The 20220-nt window shown below is 68.8% G+C and carries 13 protein-coding genes; 10 read left to right on the forward strand and 3 right to left on the reverse strand.

Annotation, left to right across the window (positions count from 1 at the left end; genetic code table 11):
• Positions 1–27: 27 nt before the first annotated feature.
• Positions 28–1125 carry an acetylxylan esterase gene (locus QOL88_RS30370; protein ID WP_097221466.1) on the reverse strand — a complete coding sequence of 366 codons (1098 nt, stop codon included), beginning with the start codon at positions 1123–1125 and terminating at the stop codon, positions 28–30.
• 230 nt (positions 1126–1355) lie between these two features.
• Between QOL88_RS30370 and QOL88_RS30375 the strand changes: the two genes are divergently transcribed.
• The 5 genes from QOL88_RS30375 to QOL88_RS30395 are packed head-to-tail and all read left to right on the forward strand — an operon-like array spanning position 1356 to position 7634.
• On the forward strand, positions 1356–2348 hold the full coding sequence (locus QOL88_RS30375; RefSeq protein WP_097221467.1) for an ABC transporter permease: 993 nt from the start codon (positions 1356–1358) through the stop codon (positions 2346–2348).
• Positions 2342–3214 (forward strand): carbohydrate ABC transporter permease, encoded by an 873-nt coding sequence (locus QOL88_RS30380; protein ID WP_097221468.1) that lies wholly within the window; start codon positions 2342–2344, stop codon positions 3212–3214. The genes QOL88_RS30375 and QOL88_RS30380 overlap by 7 nt, the downstream gene beginning before the upstream one ends.
• Before the next feature lie 45 nt (positions 3215–3259).
• Positions 3260–4915 (forward strand): ABC transporter substrate-binding protein, encoded by a 1656-nt coding sequence (locus QOL88_RS30385; RefSeq protein WP_097221469.1) that lies wholly within the window; start codon positions 3260–3262, stop codon positions 4913–4915.
• Positions 4912–5643, forward strand: a complete 732-nt coding sequence (locus QOL88_RS30390) for a hypothetical protein (RefSeq protein WP_257027935.1) — start codon at positions 4912–4914, stop codon at positions 5641–5643. The genes QOL88_RS30385 and QOL88_RS30390 overlap by 4 nt, the downstream gene beginning before the upstream one ends.
• Positions 5640–7634, forward strand: a complete 1995-nt coding sequence (locus tag QOL88_RS30395; protein WP_097221470.1) for a beta-galactosidase — start codon at positions 5640–5642, stop codon at positions 7632–7634. The genes QOL88_RS30390 and QOL88_RS30395 overlap by 4 nt, the downstream gene beginning before the upstream one ends.
• On the opposite strand, the gene QOL88_RS30400 is transcribed toward QOL88_RS30395, so the two are convergent.
• Together QOL88_RS30400 and QOL88_RS30405 are read right to left on the reverse strand one after the other, a co-directional pair.
• Positions 7628–9607, reverse strand: coding sequence for an alpha-glucuronidase (locus QOL88_RS30400; protein ID WP_097221471.1), 1980 nt, complete (start codon positions 9605–9607; stop codon positions 7628–7630). The genes QOL88_RS30395 and QOL88_RS30400 overlap by 7 nt on opposite strands.
• 20 nt (positions 9608–9627) lie before the next feature.
• On the reverse strand, positions 9628–13425 hold the full coding sequence (locus QOL88_RS30405) for a GH92 family glycosyl hydrolase (RefSeq protein ID WP_097221472.1): 3798 nt from the start codon (positions 13423–13425) through the stop codon (positions 9628–9630).
• A gap of 368 nt (positions 13426–13793) precedes the next feature.
• Here QOL88_RS30405 and ngcE point away from each other — a divergent pair, with 368 nt between their 5' ends.
• The 5 genes from ngcE (at position 13794) to QOL88_RS30430 (ending at position 20081) form a co-directional block, all read left to right on the forward strand.
• Positions 13794–15248, forward strand: coding sequence for an N-acetylglucosamine/diacetylchitobiose ABC transporter substrate-binding protein (gene ngcE, locus QOL88_RS30410; RefSeq protein WP_097221473.1), 1455 nt, complete (start codon positions 13794–13796; stop codon positions 15246–15248).
• A gap of 42 nt (positions 15249–15290) precedes the next feature.
• Complete coding sequence (locus tag QOL88_RS30415; protein ID WP_097221474.1) at positions 15291–16217, forward strand: carbohydrate ABC transporter permease; 927 nt, start codon at positions 15291–15293, stop codon at positions 16215–16217.
• A 3-nt stretch (positions 16218–16220) separates the two neighbouring features.
• Positions 16221–17144 (forward strand): carbohydrate ABC transporter permease, encoded by a 924-nt coding sequence (locus QOL88_RS30420; RefSeq protein ID WP_097221475.1) that lies wholly within the window; start codon positions 16221–16223, stop codon positions 17142–17144.
• 491 nt (positions 17145–17635) lie between these two features.
• A complete protein-coding gene (locus QOL88_RS30425; protein ID WP_097221476.1) occupies positions 17636–18847 on the forward strand; it encodes an ROK family transcriptional regulator in 1212 nt (403 codons plus the stop codon).
• A gap of 133 nt (positions 18848–18980) precedes the next feature.
• Positions 18981–20081: an ABC transporter substrate-binding protein gene (locus tag QOL88_RS30430; RefSeq protein ID WP_179879152.1), complete on the forward strand. Its 1101-nt coding sequence runs from the start codon at positions 18981–18983 to the stop codon at positions 20079–20081.
• Positions 20082–20220 lie beyond the last annotated feature (139 nt).

Genomic DNA, 20220 nt, shown 5'->3' on the forward strand with positions numbered 1-20220 from the left:
GCACCGCCGGTCGGTTACCCCGAACCTCTACCGGTGTCGCCCCGGCTCCTTCAACACCGTTCGCAGCCAATCCAGTTGCCGCCGCACCTGCACCGCCTCACCCCCCTCGTGCCCGTTGAACGGATACGCGTGGATCTCCTTTCGCGGGTCCGTGCCGGTCAGTTCGGCATAGCGGTTGAAGGCGGCGTACACCCCGCTCGGCGGGCACACCGTGTCGCGCAGCCCCACCCCGAAGTGCGCCGGGGCCTGCGCACGCCGGGCGAAGGAGACACCCTCGACGTAGGAGAGGGTGCGACAGGCCGCGTCCTCGGCGCCCCGGCGGACGGCGAGATAGGCGGCGATCTCGCCGTACGGGCCCGCGTCGGTGAGGTCCAGGGCGCGCCGGATGCCGCACAGGAGCGGGGCGGTGACCAGCACGGCCGTCAGATCCGGGACGAGCCCCGCGACCGCCAGGGCCAGCCCGCCGCCCTGGCTGTTGCCGACCGCCACGGTCCGCTGCGGATCGACGCCGGGCAGCGCCCGTACCGCCGCGACCGCGCGCACCGCGTCCGTGATCAGGCGCCGGTAGTGATAGTCCTCGGCGGCGAGCAGCCCTCGCACCGCCGGCCCGGGTCCGCCCGGCGCGGCGGCGTGCGGATCGGGTGTGTCTCCGCCGCACCCGTACTGGTCGCCCTGGCCGCGGTTGTCCATGAGCAGATGTGCGTACCCGGCGTTGACCCACGTCAGACGCTCGTGCGGAAGCCCGCGCCCGCGCCCGTACCCGGCGAACTCGACGACGGCGGGCAGTGTTTCGCCGGCTCCACCCACACCGGTGGGCAGCGCTTCACCGCCTCCACCCACACCGGCGGGCAGCGCTTCACCGCCTCCATCCACCCGCTCACCTCCCCCCACCCCCGCGGGCCGGCTGAACCACGCCCGTACCGGGTCGCCCCCGAACCCCCGGAACGTCACGTCCCAGGTCCGCGTGAGCCGCAGGCCCGTCTCCACCGGCCGCACCGACACCAGCGGGTCCCTCTCCCCGGCCGCCTTCAGGGTGTCCCGCCAGAACGTGTCGAAGTCGGAGGGCTCCTCGATGTCCGGGCGGTGGCGCTCCAGTTCCGGCAGCGGCAGGTCGAACGTGGGCACGGCGGCACCTCGCAGGAGTCGGTGAGCATCCAGAAACTTGCGGGGATGGGGAGGCGTGGCTCATGGGGCATACCCAGCTTCGACGGCGTTCCAACGCGCCCCAGGCGTCCCGTCCGAGTGCCGCAGTACCCATTGACAGCGCTTTCTGGTGCCCCTAGGTTGCCGCGCAGTTACCGGTAGAAGCTCGAAAGTTTCGGTTCCGCGTCCCACGCCCACGGGAGGCCCGAGCAATGAGCACGTCCACCACATCGGCCCCGCCGGGCACCCAGGACCAGCCCCCGGCCCGGGCCGCCCCACGGCGCGGCAAGCGGACGAACGCCCGGACCGGTTGGCGGCGGGCGCTGCGCCGCGACTGGCAGTTGTACTCGCTGGCGATCCTGCCGCTGCTGTTCTTCCTGGTCTTCCGCTACCTGCCGATGATCGGCAACATCATCGCCTTCCGGCGCTTCGAGCCCGGCGGTTCGCTCTTCGGCGAGGAATGGGTGGGGCTGCGCTATGTGCGGATGTTCCTCAGCGACCCCACCTTCTGGCAGGTGTTCCGCAACACCCTCTGGCTGGGCGGGCTCACCCTCGCCTTCTGCTTCCCGATCCCCATCGTGCTGGCGCTGCTGCTGAACGAGGTGCGCCGGCGTTCCCTGAAGCGGTTCGTGCAGTCGGTGTCGTACCTCCCGCACTTCCTGTCGATCGTGATCGTCGCGGGCATCACCCTGCAGATGCTGGCCGGCGACGGCCCCGTCAACCACGTCCTCGGCCTGCTCGGACACGACCCGGTCCGCTTCGTCCAGGAACCGGAGTGGTTCCGCACCCTCTACGTCGGCTCGGAGGTCTGGCAGACCGCCGGCTGGGGCACGATCCTCTACCTCGCCGCGCTCACCACGATCGACGAGGACCTGTACGAGGCCGCCCGCATCGACGGCGCCAACCGCTGGCAGCAGATCTGGCACGTCACCCTGCCCGGCATCCGCCCCACCATGATCACGCTGCTGATCCTCAACGTCGGCACGTTCATGGCGGTCGGCTTCGAGAAGGTGTTGCTGCTGTACAACCCGCTGACGTATCCGACCGCGGACGTGATCTCGACGTACGTCTACCGCTCCGGCGTCGAGTCCAACAGCTTCAGCTACGCCGCCGCCATCGGCCTGTTCGAGGCGATCATCGGCCTGGTCCTCATCACGTCCGCCAACCAGCTCTCACGCCGCACAGTGGGGACGAGCCTGTGGTGAAGCCGAGCCGCGCGTACCGGGTCTTCCAGGGCGTCAACGGCGTGGTCCTCACGCTCGTCGTGCTGGTCACCCTGTACCCCTTCGTCAACATCCTCGCGCGAAGCTTCAGCGGGGAGCGGCAGATCCGGGCCGGTGAGGTGACCCTGCTGCCCAAGGGGTTCAACCTCACCACGTACGAGATCGTGTTCCAGGACGCGATGTTCTGGCGGAACTACGGCAACACCGTGCTCTACACGGTCGTGGCGACGGCGGTCGCCATGGTCCTGACGACCTGTTACGCCTACGTCCTGTCGAAGAAGCACCTCAAGGGCCGTGGTCTGCTCATCGGCATCGCCGTGTTCACCATGTTCTTCACCGGCGGCCTGATCCCGAACTACATCCTGGTCACCAGCCTCGGCCTGAAGAACAGCGTGTGGGCGATCGCCCTGCCCAACGCGATCAGCGTCTTCAACCTGCTCGTGATGAAGGCCTTCTTCGAGAACCTGCCGACGGAGCTGGAGGAGGCCGCGCAGATCGACGGCCTGAGCACCTACGGCGTCCTGCTGAGGATCGTGCTGCCGCTGTCCAAGGCGGTCGTGGCGACGATGGTGCTGTTCTACTCGGTGTCCTTCTGGAACTCCTGGTTCAGCGCGTTCCTCTACATGGACCGGACCGAGCTGATGCCGGTCACGGTCTACCTCCGCAACCTCATCCAGGGTGCCACCGGCGGCGGCAACGCCGGTGCCGGAACCGAGCAGCTCAGCCAGGTCGGCGCGAACATCCAGTCGGTGACCATCGTCCTCACCGCCCTGCCGATCCTCTGCGTGTACCCGTTCGTCCAGCGCTATTTCGTCTCGGGCGTGATGCTCGGCGCGGTCAAGGGCTGACCGCCGCACCTGTCATCGACCGGCACCAGGAACAAGGGAGTTCCCGTGAAGAACGCAGGACAGCTGTCGCGGCGCCAGCTACTCGCCGCGGCCGGCTTCATCGGCCTCGCCACGGTCACCGGCTGCGGCGGCGGGGACGACGGCGGCGACGGCAAGGACCTGTCCAAGAAGCAGGACGGGGCCATGAAGAACTACCGGGCCGGCCAGCAGTTCAAGGCGTCCCGGCCGCTGTCCTTCTCGGTGCTGCACAACAACAACCCGGTGTATCCGACGAAGAACGGCTGGCTGTTCTGGAAGGAGGTCACCCAGCGCACCGGGATCACCCTCAAGCCCCTCGACGTCCCGCTGGCCGACTACGAGAAGAAGCGCAGCGTCCTCATCGGCTCGGGCGACGCCCCCTTCATCATCCCGAAGACGTACCACCCCGGCGAGGTCGCCTTCGTGTCCTCGGGGGCGATCCTGCCGGTCAGCGAATACGTCGACCTGATGCCCAACTTCCGCGACAAGGTGAGGAAGTGGCGGCTGGAGCCCGAGCTGGACTCCATCCGCCAGTCCGACGGCAAGTACTACCTGCTGCCGGGCCTGCACGAGAAGCCCAAGTCCGGCTACTCCATGGCCTTCCGCACGGACATCCTCGACAAGCACGGACTCACCCTGCCCACGACCTGGGACGAGGTGTACGACGTCCTCAAGGCGCTCAAGACGGAGTACCCGGACAAGTACCCGTGGACCGACCGCTGGAGCACCAACACCCCGTTCCCCTGTGGTGCGTTGTTCCAGTACCTCGGTCAGGCCTACGGGGTGAAGGCCGGCTGGGCGTACGACAACATCAGCTTCGACACCAGGGCGCAGAAGTTCGTCTTCACCGCCGCCCAGGACGACTACCGGGACATGGTCGAGTATCTGCGCGGACTGGTCTCCGAGAAGCTCCTCGACCCGGAGAGCTTCACCCAGCAGGACGACCAGGCCGTGCAGAAGCTCCTCGCGGAGAAGTCGTACGTGATCAGCGCCAACCCCCAGGAGCTGGTGCAGAACTACCGCTACAACCTGTCCAAGCAGGTCAAGGGCTCGAAGATCGAGATGGTCCCGGTGCCCCTCGGCCCGGCGGGGCCGGTCCTGCTGAGCGGGATCCGGCTGGAGAACGGCATCATGATCTCCAGCAAGGCCCTCAAGAGCGACACCTTCGTCGCGATGATGCAGTTCGTGGACTGGCTGTGGTACTCCGACGAGGGCCAGAAGTTCTGCAAGTGGGGCGTGGAGGGCGTCACTTACACCGAGTCCGGCGCCACGTACACGCTGGAGCCCGGAATCTCCCTCATGGGCTCCGACCCGGACGCCCCGAAGGACCTCCAGAAGGACTACGGCTTCTTCAACGGCGTGTTCACCTACGGCGGCAGCTGGGAGCTGGTGTCCTCCAACTTCAGCCCGGACGAGAAGAAGTTCCAGGACGTGATGTCCCAGCGCAAGGAACTCCCCGTCGACCCGGCGCACCCGCTCCAGTCCTTCGAGCAGGAGCAGGCGACCCTCTGGGACACCCCGCTCAAGGACACCGCCATCCAGAACACCCTCCGGTTCGTCCTCGGCAAGCGCCCGATGTCCGACTGGAACGCCCATGTCGCCGAGCTGAAGGCGAAGAACATGCAGCAGCTCGTCGACCTGCACAACAAGGCGTACGAGCGGTTCAGGAAGGAGAACGGATGATCCCGGGCGGCCGAACGGCGACCGTTCGGCCGGAAGGGCCCCACAGGAGTGCCGCGCGCACCTCCGGCTTCGGCACCGGCCCCCTCTCCCGCGCCTGCGCCCTCATCCACACCCTCCTGACCGTCGAAGCACTGCTCCTCCTCGCCGCATCCCCGGGCCTGGCCGGACTGCTCCTGCTCCGCCCCGACCCGGCGAACCTCCCCCTCGCGGCCCTCTGTCTGCTGCCCCTCGGACCGGCCCTGTCCGCCGCGCTCTACGCCCTCCACCACCGCAGCCGCGACCTCACCGAACTGCACCCGGCCCGCGCCTACCTGCGCGGCTGGCGGCTCAACGCCGGACCGGCACTGAAGCTGTGGACACCCCTGCTGGCCTGGCTGACGGTCATCGTCTTCACCCTCACGCACTTCTCCGCCACCGGCCTGCCCGGCTGGTGGGCACTGCTGCTCGGGGTGATCGGCGTGGTCTCCCTCCTCTGGGGCGCGCACGCCCTCGTCCTCACCAGCCTCTTCGTCTTCCGGGCCCGGGACACCGCCCGGCTCGCCGCCCACTTCCTGTTCGCGCACGGCCGCGCCTCCCTCGCCGCCGCCTCCCTGCTGGTCCTGACGGCCGCGTCGGCCGGCCTGCTGACCGAGGTCCTGCCCGCCCTGCTGGCCGCCCCACTGCTGCTGTCCCTGCTGCACGGCAGCCGGACCGTGATCGGCGAGACGCGGAAGGACTTCACCGCATGACGCGCAAGATCCGCTACGGCGGCGACTACAACCCCGAGCAGTGGCCGCGGGAGGTCTGGGACGAGGACCACCGGCTGTTCACCCGGGCCGGCATCGACACGCTCACCGTCGGCGTCTTCACCTGGTCCGTCACCCAACCGGCCGCGGACACATACGACTTCACGGTCCTGGACCGCGTCCTGGACCGGGCCGCCGCCGAGGGACGCCGGGTGTGCCTGGCCACCGGAACCGCCGCGCTCCCGCCCTGGCTCGCGACGAGACACCCCGAGGTCAACCGCACCGACTTCGAGGGCCGCCGCCACCGCTACGGCCAGCGCCACAACTTCTGCCCCAGCTCACCGGCGTACCGCGAGCACGCCACCGCGCTCGCCTCGCGCCTCGCCGAACGGTACGCCGGCCACCCGGCCCTGCTCGCCTGGCACGTCAACAACGAGTACGGCGGCGCCTGTTACTGCGACCTGTGCGCCGAGGCGTTCCGGGAGTGGCTGCGGGACCGGCACGGCACCCTCGACGCCCTCAATGACGCCTGGTGGACCACCTTCTGGTCCCACCGCTACACCGACTGGGACCAGATCGAGCCGCCGAACGCCCTCACCGAGCACTGGCGCGGCCCCGACCACACCGCTTTCCAAGGCATCACCCTCGACTACCTCCGCTTCACCACCGACGCCCTCCTCGGCTGCTTCCTGGCCGAGAAGGAGGTGATCCGCGTCCACGACCCGGACACGCCCGTCACCACCAACTTCATGGGCCTCTACCGCCCCCTGGATTACCACCGCTGGGCGCCCCACCTGGACTTCGCCTCCTGGGACAACTACCCGCCCCTCGACGCCCCGCCGACCCGGCCCGCCCTCGCCCACGACCTGATGCGCGGACTGAAGGACGGCGCTCCCTTCTGGCTGATGGAGCAGACCCCTTCGACGACGGCCTGCCGGGACGTCAATCCGCTCCGGCGGCCCGGCGAACTCCGCCTCGCCACCTTCCAGGCCATCGCCCACGGCGCCGACGCCGCCCTCTACTTCCAGATGCGCGCCTCCCGGGGCGCCTGCGAGAAGTACCACGGGGCCGTCATCGGCCACGCGGGCCGCGACGACACCCGCGTCTTCCGCGAGGTCGCCGAGCTGGGACGGGAGCTGGAGCTCCTGGGCGACCGCACGCTCGGCGCCCGCACCCCGGCCCGCACCGCCCTCCTCTTCGACTGGGACAGCTGGTGGGCCCTGGAGATCTCCGACGGCCCCTCCCGGCCGGTCAGGTACCCGGACGTGGTCCACGCCTACTACCGGGCCGCCCGCGAGGCCGGCGCCGACGTCGACGTCGTCCCGCAGACCGCCGACCTCACGCCCTACGACGTGGTCCTCGCGCCCGCCCTGCACCTGGTCAAGGGCGACCTCGCCACCCGACTGGAAGCCGTGGCCGCCCGCGGCGGCACGGTCCTGGCGACCTTCCTCTCCGGCCGCGTCGACGAGCACGACCGCGCCTTCCTGACCGACGTCCCCGGCCCACTCGGCCCCCTCATGGGCATCCGCGTCGACGAATGGGACGCCCGGCCGCCGGAGTTCGTCCAGCCCGTGCCCGAACTGGGCACCGAGGCCCGCCTCGTCTTCGAGATCGTGCTCCCGCGCGGCGCGGAACCGGTCGCCACCTATGGCACCGACTTCTACGCGGGCACCCCGGCCGTCACCCGCAACCGGTACGGCGACGGCGAGGGCTGGTACGTCGCCACCGCCCTCGACCAGCCGGGCGTCGACGAGGTCGTCCGCCGGATCCTGACCCGCCACGACCTGCTCGGCCCGTACGCGGACCACCCGGCGGTGGAGACGGCCACCCGGGTCGCCCCCGGCGGCACCCGCCTGCTCTTCCTCCTCAACCACTCCCCGGAACCGGCCCAGCTGACCGCCCACACCACCGCCACCGACCTGCTCACCGGCAAGCGGGTGGAGCAGGGCGAACCCCTGGTCCTCGACCCCTTCGGCGTGGCGATCCTTCAGTAGATGCGCCGACCCCGCCCGTCCGGCACCCCGGACTTGCGCAGGAAGTAGCTGTTGACCTGGTCGCGCCACTCGCGGGCACCGCGGAGCTGCTCCTCGTAGCGCTCGGCCACCCGGGCGTGGCGCGCCGGGTCCACCAGGCCGGCCAGCGACTCCCACACCGCCCGGGCCTCCTCCACCTCCTCGACACCCTCGAAGTGGGTGTCGTAAATGTGCTGGATCACGGTCTTCCCGCTCGTCAGCACATGTCCGTACGGCACATGGTGGAAGAACAGCAGCAGCTCGTCCGGGCACGTGTCGGGCGACTCGTACAGCTCGGCCCACGGCGTCCCGTACTGCCCGGCGTACCCCGTGCCGCTCGCCGCACTGCGGTCGACGCCGATGCCGTCCCGGTCGGCGAAGTGGTACGTCCCCCACGGGCTGTACTCGTAGCCGTCCACGCTCGGCCCGTAATGGTGCCCCGGCTGCACCATGAAGCCCACGCCCAGGGGAGCGGTGTACTTCTCGTACGTCCGCCACGAACCGTCGAGCAGGGCGTGCAGCCCACCGGCGAGTTCCTCCGGGGCGTCGGGGAAGCCGAGCCCGATCCACTCGTCGAGCACCGCACCCGGCTCGGCGTCCGGCTGCCAGGCCAGCCGCCCGAAGGTGTAGAGGTTGGCCTGCGCCAGCGGATGCCCCGTCCAGAACGGGTCGTCACCGACGTTCGACACAGCCACGAGTCCGCCGCGGGCGAGGCCGCCGACACCGGTGTCCGAGGGCCGGAACCGCAGCACCTCGCTCCACATCGGTCCCAGCCAGCACACATGCCGCTGCTGCCCGGTGTACTCCTGGGTGACCTGCAGCTCCACCGCGAGGCGGGTCCGCGGCATCGCCCCGAGCAGCGGCGACACCGGCTCCCGGACCTGGAAGTCCAGCGGCCCGTGCTTCACCTGGAGCACGGCGCCGGCCGCGAACTGCCCGTCCAGCGGCACGAAGTGGTCGTACGCGGCCCGGGCCCGGTCCGTCGTGCGGTCCCGCCAGTCCTGCCGGTGGTCGTAGACGAACGCCCGCCAGTGCACGGTACCGCCGAACGGTTCCAGCGCCGCCGCCAGCAGGTTCGCGCCCTCGGCGTGACTGCGGCCGTACGCGAACGGCCCCGGCTGCCCCTCCGAGTCGGCCTTCACCACGTATCCGCCGAAGTCGGGGATCGCCTCGTACACCCGCCGGGTCGCCTCCACCCACCACACACGCACGGACTCGTCCAGCGGATCGGCCGTGGGCAGTCCGCCGAGCGTGATCGGCGCGGCGAAGGAGACCGACAGGTGGGTGCGGATGCCGTAGGGGCGCAACGCCGCGGCGATCTCGGCGACTTCACCGATGCGGTCGGTCAGCAGACGCGCCTCGGTCGCGTGCACGTTGACGTTGTTCACGGAGATCGCGTTGATCCCGCACGCCGCGAGCAGCCTGCCGTACGCCCGCACACGGTCGAGTTCGCGCCGCGCCCTCCCGTCCTGCCAGAACAGCGAGCCGCCCGCGTACCCGCGCTCCACCTGGCCCATGACCGGGTGGACGGCCACGTTGTCCCAGTGGTCGAGCATGCGCAGGGCGAGCGCGGGGCGGTGGATCTCCCGCGCCCACGCGCCGGTGAAGGCCGCCTCCCCGCGCCGGACGACGTGGAACAGTCCGTAGAGCAGCCCGCGTCCACCGGAGGCGGTGACGGTCGTCGTGCCGTCCTCGCGCGCGAAGGAGAAGCCCTCGTCGCCGAGGTCGTCGCCGCCGAGGTCGAGGACCAGGTCGTAGGCGCCGTCCGGCACGGCGTCCCGTACGACCCGGCCCCCGAACCGCCGGCAGGCCTCGGCCACCTCCCCGTGCACCGTCTCCACCAGCGGATCCGATCCCCGGATCAGGGTCCGTCGGCCGCCGACCGGCCGGAAGGCGGCGGGCGGCAGCCAGGCCGGGTCGACACCCTCGGGCAGGACGGGCACGGGAAGCGGCATCGGACCCCCAACTCGGTTGCTCAGGAGAGCAGTTCGACCTCCGCCAGGGTTGCCTCGCCATCGAGGACCAGGCGGTACTTCTCGTACGTACCCGGCGACCTCACGGAGAACGCGCGGGTCTGCCGGTCCCAGGCGAAGGACTCCCCGGAGCGCCGGTCCAGCGTCCGCCAGGTGGTGCCGTCGGAGGAACCCTGGAGCGTCCATCCGGCCGGTGCCTTCGCCCGGTCCGCCGACGAGGTCAGCGTGTACTGGACCGCCTCGGCGCCCTTGTGGACCGGCAGGTCCACGGAGGTCACCGCGGCGTCGGTCGCCGACGTGTCGTCGAACAGGGCGCCGTCACCCTTCAGCACGTCCGCACGGGGCGTCGGCACCTCGTCGTCCCGGGTGATCGACACCGGCGCGGCGTGCTCGCCCGTGCCCCAAGACGACGGCCGTGAGCCCATGTCGAACTCCAGGACCCCGCCCTTGGCGATCAGCGAGTGCGGCAGCGAGGTCTTCGTCCAGGTCCGGCCGTTGACCTTCAGACCCTGTACGTAGACGTTCCCGGCGCTGTTCCGGGGCGCCTTCACCACCAGCTCGCGCCCGTTCTCCAGACGCACGGTCGCCTTGGTGAACAGGGGTGAGCCGATCGCGTACTCGCCGCTGCCCATCACCAGCGGATAGAAGCCGAGCGAGGAGAACAGGAACCAGGCCGACTGCTCGCCGTTGTCCTCGTCACCGTGGTAGCCCTGCCCGATCTCGCTGCCCGTGTACAGCCGGGACAGCACCTCGCGGACGTTCTTCTGCGCCTTCCAGGGCTGCCCGGCCGCGTCGTACATGTAGATCGCGTGGTGGGCGACCTGGTTGGAGTGCCCGTACATGCCCATCCGGACATCGCGGGCCTCGGTCATCTCGTGGATGACCCCGCCGTAGGAGCCGACGAACTCGGGGGAGGCCGTCTCCGGGGTGGAGAAGTAGTCGTCGAGCTTGTCCGCGAGACCCTTCCGCCCGCCGTACAGGTTCGCCAGACCCCGGCTGTCCTGCGGCGCGGTGAACGCATACCCGTAGCCGTTGGTCTCGGTGTAGTCGTGACCCCAGACGCGCGGGTCGTACTTCGACGACTCGACCCGCCAGTCGCCCTTCGCGTTCCGGCCCTGGAAGAACCCGGCCTTCGCGTCGAAGAGGTTCACGTAGTCCCGGGCGCGGTTCAGGAAGTACTCCGACTCCTCCTTGTAGCGCCGCTCGCCGGTCTCCTCGTAGAGCTTCCGGCCCATGCGGGAGATGCCGTAGTCGTTGAGGTACCCCTCCAGCGCCCAGGAGAGGCCCTCGTGGGTCTCGGTGCTGGTGTAACCGAGGAAGGGGGAGGTGGCCATGCCCTTGCGGCCTACACCCGAGTTCGGCGGCACGACCGTGGCGTTCTTCACCGCCGCCTCGTAGGCCGCCTTCGCGTCGAAGTCGACGCCCTTGACGTACGCGTCCGCGAACGCCACATCCGACGAGGTGCCCGTCATGAGGTCCGCGTAGCCGGGGGAGGACCAGCGAGAGGTCCAGCCGCCGTCCTTGTACTGCTGCACGAACCCGTCGACCAGCTCACCCGCCCGGGACGGAGTGAGGAAGGAGTACGCCGGCCACGTCGTCCGGTAGGTGTCCCAGAACCCGTTGTTCACGTACACCTCGCCGTCGACGATCTTCGCGCCGGTGTGCGTCGGGGTGTCCGGGTTCGGCATGGGGGAGAAGGGCGAGGCGTACTTGTGCTCGCCGTCGACCTTCTCGAAGCCGGAGTTCGGGTACAGGTACAGCCGGTACAGGCTGGAGTACAGCGTCGTCAGCTGGTCGGGGGTCGCGCCCTCGACCTCCACCTTGCCGAGCAGCCGGTCCCACTGCCGCTGGGCGCTCTTCTTCACCGCCTCGAACGACCGGCCCTCCGGGATCTCCTGGCGGAGGTTGTCCTTCGCCTGGTCGAGGCTGATCAGCGAGGTCGCCAGGCGCAGGGTGACGGTCCGGTCGTCGGCCTTGAAGCGCAGATGGCCCTTCACACCGGCCGACGAACCCTCACTCACGGGCTTGTCGAACTCGCCGTAGACGAACAGCCGGGTCGCCCCCGTCGACAGCCCGGACTTCACGTCCGAGTAGCCGGTGACGATGCCGTTCTCCGTGTCCAGGGTCAGCCCCGCCTGGTCGGTCACATTGTCGAACAGGACGCTCGCGTCGTCACCGGGGTAGGTGAAGCGCAGTGCCGCGGCATGGTCCGTCGGCGCCATCTCGGCCTTCAGCCCGTTCTCGAACCGCACCCCGTAGTAGTACGGCCGCGCGGTCTCGTTCTCGTGCCGGAAGGCCAGTTCCCGTTCCTCCCGGCCGAGTTCCGGAGTGCCGGAGGCGAGGGACGGCATCACCTGGAAGGTCTGCCGGTCGCCCATCCAGGGGCTCGGCTCGTGGCTCGCGCTGAACGCCTGGATCGTCGGCAGGTTGTCCGCGTTGTTCGCACGTGCGTAGTCGTACAGCCAGCTCAGCGAACCCGCGTTGGTCACCGGCGTCCAGAAGTTGAAGCCGTGCGGCACCGCCGTCGCCGGGAAGTTGTTGCCCCGGGAGAAGCCGCCGCTGGAGTTGGTGCCCCGGGTCGTCACCGCATAGTCCGACAGATGCGCCTTCGGCCGCTCGGGGGCGACGGACTCGATGCTCACATCGTCCAGCCAGCCCCGGAACTTCGTCGGTCCCTTGGGGGAGTCGTAGGCCACCAGGATCCGGTCCACGGTCTTCCCGGCCGCGACCGAGCCGATCCGCGAGGCCACGTTGTTCCACTGGTTGACGTAGAGGATCTTCGCCGCGCCCTGCCCCTGCGGGGTCAGCGGGAAGCCGTGCTGGTCGGTGGCGCGCAGGTCGCTCAGGTGGGTGCCGTCGCTGAAGGCGAGGTCGACGGCGACGTTCGTCGCGTCGTAGTCGAGGTCACCGTCCGCCATGGACGGGAAGATGCGGTAGGCCAGCCGCGTGTTGCGGCCGACGGCCACGTTCACGTCGAAGACCTTGTTGTACGAGTACGCCCGGCCCTCGGCGGTGTGCCGGCCGGCGTAACGCAGAGCACGCTTTCCGGTGAACCCGGCGCCCGCCTTGGCGGTGGGGGAGCCGCTGGGCCCCCGGTCGACGAGCGAGAGCATGTCCTGCGGGACGGGGCCGTCGGCGCCGCCCGTGGACAGCTGGAGGTCGGCGAGCTGGAGGATGTCGCCGCCGTTGTTCCCGGTGACGTCCAGCCGGAAGTGCCGGTACTCGCCGGGTTCGGCGAGGTCGTACGTCTTCGTCTGGAAACGCTCGGAGAAGGACTCGCCGGAGCGGGTGTCGAGCGTCTTCCACTCCTTCCCGTCGGCGGAGCCCTTCAGGGTCCAGTCCTTCGGGTCACGCTCATCATGATCATTGGCTGATGTCAGCGCATAGCGCGTCAACTTAACCGGATTGTCCAGATCGAACTCGGCCCACCCGGTGGATTCGAAGACAAGCCACTTGGTGCTCGGCTCGCCGTCGACGAGGTTCTCCTTCACCTCGCCGCCGCCCGTGTTCTCGGCGCCGGCCCGGACGTCGGTGACCTGGTCGGTCACATTGCCCGGTATGCCGCCGCTGTAGCCGCCGTCGACTCCCGAGGCCCGTTTGCCGCCGTCGGGGGTGGTGTCGACGGTGTTCAGCCAGTCCGGAACCGGGTCGTCCGCCTCAAACGAGGACGCGAACTCCCGGTCGGGGCTCTCGGGGGCTTCGGGCCGTGCGACCGCAACGCCCTGTGAACTCAGGGCCAATGCGAAGGCGGTCGCCGACACGACCGCCGAACCCCATCTGTGCCGAGCTTTCCGCTGCATCAACGGGTACCCTCCCTGCGCAGTGGACAACGTTGTCACCTTCGATGCGCAAGGACCAGTAGTTGCCCAAGTGGCCGGGGGTGTCAAGGGTGTTGCCTGTGGCATTCGGGCGTGGTGACCGGGATATTTCCGGCGGAGCACCCACAGGTCGCTCATACTTCCGCGAGGTCTCAACTCGGATAAGACCCACGGCCAACCCTGTGTTCGATGTTGATCCGCTGGCGGGAAGTGGACTATACCTGTCGCACGCTTCACCCGATCCGCACATCACCACCCGCACTTTCCTGCACGACCCAGCTTGACCCGATCGCGGTGCCGGGAAGGATCCGGTTCACCGCCTGAGTCCTGGAGAAGGCGAGGACTTGAGCATGGGATCCACTTCCGCCGAGAACCACGGCACCGAAGGTGTCGGCCGCCGTGATCTGATCAAAAGGTCTGCCGCGCTCGGGCTGATCTCCGTCCCCACGATGAGCTTCCTGTCCGCCTGCGCCAGCAGCGGCGGCGACGACAGTGGCGACAAGGCCAAGGCCGGCAAGAAGACCGCGAAGAACCCGCTCGCCGTCAACGACACGGCCGGCATGGAATTCGTCCTGTTCGACGGCGGCTTCGGCAAGGAGTACGCCGAGGACGCCGTGCAGATCTACGAGAAGAACTTCCCCAAGGTGAAGGTGAAGTTCTCCGCCACCCAGAAGATCCAGTCCACGCTCCAGCCCCGCTTCAACCAGGGCACCCCGCCGGACCTCATCGACAACTCCGGCGCCGAGCAGATGGACATGGGCGTCCTGGTCGGCAAGAACCAGCTCACCGACCTCACCCCGCTGCTCGACGCGCCCTCCTACGACGACCCGAACAAGAAGGTCCGCGACACGCTGCGCCCCGGCATCGTGGAGATGGGCCAGTTCGACGGCGAGAAGGTCTGGATCCTGTACTACGCCTACACGGTGTACGGCGTCTGGTACTCGCAGAAGGCCCTGGAGTCGCTCGACGAGCAGTACCCGGAGACCTGGGACCAGATGCTCGCGGTCTGCGCGAAGGCCAAGAAGAAGGGCATGGCGGGCTGGACGTACGCGGGCAAATACCCGTACTACATCCCCTTCGCGCTCTACCCGATGATCGGCAAGGTCGGCGGCCGCGAGGTCCTCGACGCGATCGACAACCTGGAGCCGAACGCCTGGAAGCACCCGGCCGTCAAGGCCTGCTTCGAGGCGTACTACGAGCTCTACAAGAAGGGCTACGTCCTCAAGGGCACCCCGGGCCTGGACCACATCCAGTCGCAGACCGCCTGGGCCGAGGGCAAGGCGCTGTTCATCCCGAACGGCTCCTGGGTGGAGAACGAGTCGGCCAACGTCATCCCGAAGGACTTCGACCTGGCCGTCTCCGCGCCCACCGGCCTCGACTCCTCCGACAAGATGCCCTTCGGCACCATCTGGGCCTCCGGCGGCGAGCCCTTCATCGTCCCGGCCAAGGCCAAGAACGCGGCCGGCGGCATGGAGCAGCTGCGCATCATGCTCAGTGAGGCGTCGTCCAAGAACTTCACCGGCAAGGTGAAATCGCTGACCGCGTACAACGGCGGCACCGACGGCATCTCCCTCACCCCCGGCCTCACATCCGGCGTCGCGGCGCTGGACAAGGCGGGCGAGAACGTGGTGAATCCCCGTCTGCAGGACTGGTATGTGCAGTTGCAGAAGGAGAAGATCGGTGTGTCCGGTCTGGGCGAGATGATGGCCGGCCGCCTCACCCCGGCCGAGGCCATCAAGAAGATCCAGGGCTTCGCCGACGAGGCGGCCAAGGACGACTCCATCAAGCACTACAAGCACCAGTAACAGCAACGGAAACCCAATTTCCGCAACGGCACCGGAGTGGCGATGCAGCACGGCAAGTACCGGTTCATCGTGGGCTTCCTAGCGCTGCCCCTGGGACTGTACGCGCTCTTCGTGGTCTGGCCGTTCATCCAGTCCATCTACTACTCGTTCACGGACTGGACCGGCCTGAGCCCCGAATTCAAGATGGTCGGTTTCGACAACTACAGCCGGATGCTCGACGACGACATCTTCTGGAAGTCGTTGCAGCACAGCCTGCTGTTCGCCCTCCTGCTGCCGGTGGTGACCATCGGCCTGGCGCTGTTCTTCGCCTTCATGATCAACGTAGGCGGCAGAAAACGGAGGAACGGGCCCGTCATCACCGGCGTCCGCGGCTCCGGTTTCTACAAAATCGTCTACTTCTTTCCGCAGGTCCTCTCGATCGCGATCGTCGCGCTGCTGTTCGCGTTCGCGTACAACCCGGACAGCGGCGCGATCAACTCGCTCCTGCGCGGCATCGGCCTGGAGAACGTCCAGCCCCTCTGGCTGGGCGACCCCGATCTGGCCCTCTGGGCGGTGATGGGGGTCCTCGTCTGGTCCACGGTCGGCTTCTTCGTGGTCCTCTTCTCCGCCGGCATGGCCTCCATCCCGGCGGAGATGTACGAGGCCGCGCTCCTGGACGGCGCGAACCGCGTCACCACGTTCTTCCGGGTCACCCTGCCCCTCCTCTGGGACACGGTGCAGTCCGGCTGGGTCTACATGGGCATCCTCGCCCTGGGCGCCGAGTCGTTCGCGGTCGTGCAGATCATGACGACCGGGCCGGGCGGTCCCGACTACTCGACCACCGTCATGGTCCTGTACGTGTACCAGAAGGCGTTCCGTGACGGGCAGGCCGCCTACGCCACCACCATCGGTGTCGCCCTGCTCGTCGTCACGCTGGCCTTCGCCGCCGTGGTGATGAGGCTGGGCCGTCGCGAGCGGCTGGAGTACTGACCGATGAAGACGACCGAAACCCCCGCGCCGCTGCCGGCCGAGTCCGGCGCACCGATCACCAAGACGGACGTCCCGCCGCCCGCACCCCCCAGGGAGAAGAAAGAGGGCACCGTCCTCAACGTCTTCTCCCACGGAGTCCTGGTCATCTGGGCGTTCATGGTGGTCCTGCCGCTGCTCTGGGCGGTCATGACGTCCTTCAAGGACGACCGCTCCATCTTCAGCTCCCCCTGGTCGCTCCCGGACTCCCTGCACTTCGACAACTGGTCGCGGGCGTGGACCCAGGCCAACATGAGCGACTACTTCCTCAACACGGTCCTCGTGGTCGGCGGTTCGCTCATCGGAACGCTGGTCCTGGGCTCCATGGCGGCCTACGTCCTGGCCCGTTTCGACTTCCCGGGCAACCGTTTCATCTACTTCCTGTTCATCGGCGGCATGAGCTTCCCGATCATGCTCGCCCTGGTCCCGCTGTTCTACGTCGTGAACAACATGGGCCTGCTGAACACCATCCACGGCCTGATCCTGGTCTACATCGCCTACTCGCTGCCGTTCACGGTGTTCTTCCTCACGGCGTTCTTCCGCACCCTGCCGACGTCGATCGCCGAAGCGGCCTTCGTGGACGGCGCGTCCCACAGCCGCACGTTCTTCCAGATCATGCTGCCCATGGCCAAGCCGGGCCTGATCAGCGTCGGCATCTTCAACTTCCTGGGCCAGTGGAACCAGTACATGCTCCCCACGGTCCTCAACACCGACCCCGACAAGCGGGTCCTCACCCAGGGCCTGGTCCAACTGGCCGTCAGCCAGGGCTACAAGGGCGACTGGTCAGGCCTCTTCGCGGGCCTCGTGATGGCGATGCTGCCGGTGCTGGCGGCGTACATCATCTTCCAGCGACAGGTGGTGCAGGGGCTGACGGCGGGTGCGCTGAAGTAGCACGCCGAGCTGCGGTACTGCCGATGCCCACGACTCGGCGTCGGTGCTGGGGGCGGCCCGCACCCGGCCGCCCCTTGCGGCACGCATGCCCGCAGCTGAGCGGCGCGCGCCCGCAGTCGGGGCGGGCCACGACGCTCCCGCACCCGCCGTCGTACGCAAGGGGCCGTGTCGGGGGGTGTCCGCCCGCAGCGGTTGGCGCGTCAACGAACAGTCAGTCGGCGTCCGACCCCATCGCGCCGTTCCGAGGACGGACACCCCCGGCGCGGCCCCGACCCACCACCACCGCGAAGGCGCAACGAGCGCGCACCCCCACCACCCGGCGTCACGCGAAGCCCTGCGCCCCCCCCGCGTAGCCGTCCGCGACGACACGCACACACCCCGGAATCAGTTCAACCTCTTGACGGGAGGCAACCCGAACGGCTCAGCTTAGAGTTCACTAGTTGGACATGGACGGGGCCTCATCGAAGCGGCCCCGCGCGCAGGAGGTCGTCGTGGAGACTCCGGGGTCGCAGTCATCGCTGCACCGAGCCAACCTGGAGCGGGTCGTACGAGCCGTGCGCCTGGCGGGCTCCCTCACCCAGGCCGAGATCGCCCGGACGACGGGTCTGTCCGCCGCGACGGTCTCCAACATCGTCCGGGAGTTGAAGGACGGCGGCACCGTCGAGGTCACACCGACCTCCGCCGGCGGCCGCCGCGCCCGCAGCGTGTCGCTGAGCGGCGACGCCGGCATCGTCATCGGCGTCGACTTCGGCCACACCCACCTCCGCGTCGCCATCGGCAACCTCGCCCACCAGGTCCTCGCCGAGGAGTCCGAGCCCCTGGACGTGGACGCCTCGTCCGCCCAGGGCTTCGACCGCGCGGAACAGCTGGTCACCCGCCTGATCGAAGCAACCGGCGTGGACCGCTCCAAGATCGCCGGCGTCGGCCTCGGCGTCCCCGGCCCCATCGACGTCGAGTCCGGCACCCTCGGCTCGACCGCCATCCTCCCCGGCTGGACCGGCACCAAGCCCGCCGAGGAGCTGCGCGGCCGCCTCGGCGTCCCCGTGCACGTGGACAACGACGCGAACCTCGGCGCCCTCGGCGAGATGGTCTGGGGCAGCGGCCGGGGCGTCCGCGACCTGGCCTACATCAAGGTCGCGAGCGGTGTCGGCGCCGGTCTGGTGATCGACGGCAAGATCTACCGGGGCCCCGGCGGCACCGCAGGAGAAATCGGACATATTACACTCGATGAATCCGGCCCGGTCTGCCGTTGCGGAAACCGCGGCTGCCTGGAGACCTTCGCGGCCGCGCGCTACGTGCTCCCGCTCCTCCAGTCCAGCCACGGCACCGATCTGACCATGGAGGGCGTCGTACGGCTCGCGCGGGACGGGGACCCGGGCTGCCGTCGGGTGATCGCCGACGTCGGCCGCCACATCGGCAGTGGAGTGGCCAACCTCTGCAATCTGCTGAACCCGAGCCGCGTGGTTCTCGGCGGTGATCTCGCCGAGGCCGGTGAGCTGGTCCTCGGGCCGATCCGGGAGTCTGTCGGCCGCTACGCCATCCCCAGCGCGGCACGCCAGCTGTCCGTTCTCCCCGGCGCCCTGGGCGGCCGTGCGGAGGTGCTCGGAGCGCTCGCTCTCGCCCTCAGCGAGATGGGTGATTCGACCCTTTTGGACGGGACTGCTCCCGGCGCACTCCAGGCAGTCGCCCCTGCCTTCACTTAGAGAACGGATGGCACCGTTGCCATCTCGTTAAGGATTTACTTCTTGACGTCGCACGTGTGGCCGAGTTGACTTCCAGCCACCTCGGCCGCAATGTCGCGGCCTCGTCAGGGAGGTTTCTGAAGTGAACACGCGTATGCGTCGCGCCGCTGTTGCTATTGCCGCCGGTGCGATGGCCGTTTCGCTTGCTGCCTGTGGCAGCGCCAAGGAGTCGGGCGACAACGCCGACTCCACCGGGTCCGCCAAGAAGGGCGACGACATCAAGGTCGGCCTGCTCCTTCCGGAGAACGCGACCGCCCGTTACGAGAAGTTCGACCGGCCGCTCATCGACAAGAAGGTCAAGGAACTCACGAACGGCAAGGGCGAGGTCGTCTACGCCAACGCCAACCAGGACGCCGCCAAGCAGAACCAGCAGGTCGACACCATGGTGTCGAACAAGGTCGACGTGCTGATCGTGGACGCCGTGGACTCCAAGGCCATCGCCGGCGCGGTGAAGAAGGCCAAGGACTCGAACATCCCCGTCGTCGCCTACGACCGCCTGGCCGAGGGCCCGATCGACGCCTACACCTCGTTCGACAACGTCACCGTCGGCAAGACCCAGGGCGAGGCCCTGCTGAAGGCCCTCGGCGGCAAGGCCAAGGACGGCCAGATCGTCATGATGAACGGGTCCTCCACCGACCCGAACGCCGCCGACTTCAAGAAGGGCGCGCACTCCGTGCTCGACGGCAAGGTGAAGGTCGGCCGCGAGTACGACACCAAGGAGTGGAAGCCGGAGAACGCCAACTCCAACATGGAGGGCGCCATCTCCGCCCTCGGCAAGGACAAGATCGTCGGCGTCTACTCCGCCAACGACGGCATGGCCGGCGGTATCATCACCGCCCTGAAGGCCGCCGGCATCGCCGACATCCCGGTCACCGGCCAGGACGCCGAGCTCGCGGGTGTGCAGCGCATCGTCACCGGTGAGCAGTACATGAGCGTCTACAAGCCCTACCCGCAGGAGGCGGACGTCGCGGCCGAGATGGCCGTCGCCCTCGCCCAGGGCAAGTCGCTCGACTCGATCGCCAAGGACAAGGTCGACAGCCCGACCACCAAGGCCGTCCCCTCCGTCCTCGTCCCGGTCGTCTCGCTGACGAAGGACAACATCAACGACACCGTCATCAAGGACGGCATCTACACCGTGAACGAGATCTGCGCGGGCAAGTACAAGGCCGCCTGCGACAAGATCGGGCTCAAGTAAGCAACCGCCAAGTCCCCTGCGGAGCACGGGAGTCCGAGAGGACTCCCGTGACTCCCGCGCGGGGGACCGGTTGCCCCGAGTTCCTCCGGCGCCCCCGCCACATCAGCCCCGCAAGCTATGCGGGGCGCCGGAGTGATCA

This window comes from Streptomyces sp. Ag82_O1-12 (assembly GCF_900182715.1).
Classification (GTDB): domain Bacteria; phylum Actinomycetota; class Actinomycetes; order Streptomycetales; family Streptomycetaceae; genus Streptomyces; species Streptomyces massasporeus.

Coding starts and splice junctions, on each gene's coding strand:
- QOL88_RS30420 (WP_097221475.1), top strand. CDS start 16,221: ATGAAGACGACCGAAACCCCCGCGCCGCTGCCGGCCGAGTCCGGCGCA.
- QOL88_RS30405 (WP_097221472.1), bottom strand. CDS start 13,425: ATGCAGCGGAAAGCTCGGCACAGATGGGGTTCGGCGGTCGTGTCGGCG.
- QOL88_RS30395 (WP_097221470.1), top strand. CDS start 5,640: ATGACGCGCAAGATCCGCTACGGCGGCGACTACAACCCCGAGCAGTGG.
- QOL88_RS30375 (WP_097221467.1), top strand. CDS start 1,356: ATGAGCACGTCCACCACATCGGCCCCGCCGGGCACCCAGGACCAGCCC.
- QOL88_RS30415 (WP_097221474.1), top strand. CDS start 15,291: ATGCAGCACGGCAAGTACCGGTTCATCGTGGGCTTCCTAGCGCTGCCC.
- ngcE (WP_097221473.1), top strand. CDS start 13,794: ATGGGATCCACTTCCGCCGAGAACCACGGCACCGAAGGTGTCGGCCGC.
- QOL88_RS30390 (WP_257027935.1), top strand. CDS start 4,912: ATGATCCCGGGCGGCCGAACGGCGACCGTTCGGCCGGAAGGGCCCCAC.
- QOL88_RS30400 (WP_097221471.1), bottom strand. CDS start 9,607: ATGCCGCTTCCCGTGCCCGTCCTGCCCGAGGGTGTCGACCCGGCCTGG.
- QOL88_RS30430 (WP_179879152.1), top strand. CDS start 18,981: ATGCGTCGCGCCGCTGTTGCTATTGCCGCCGGTGCGATGGCCGTTTCG.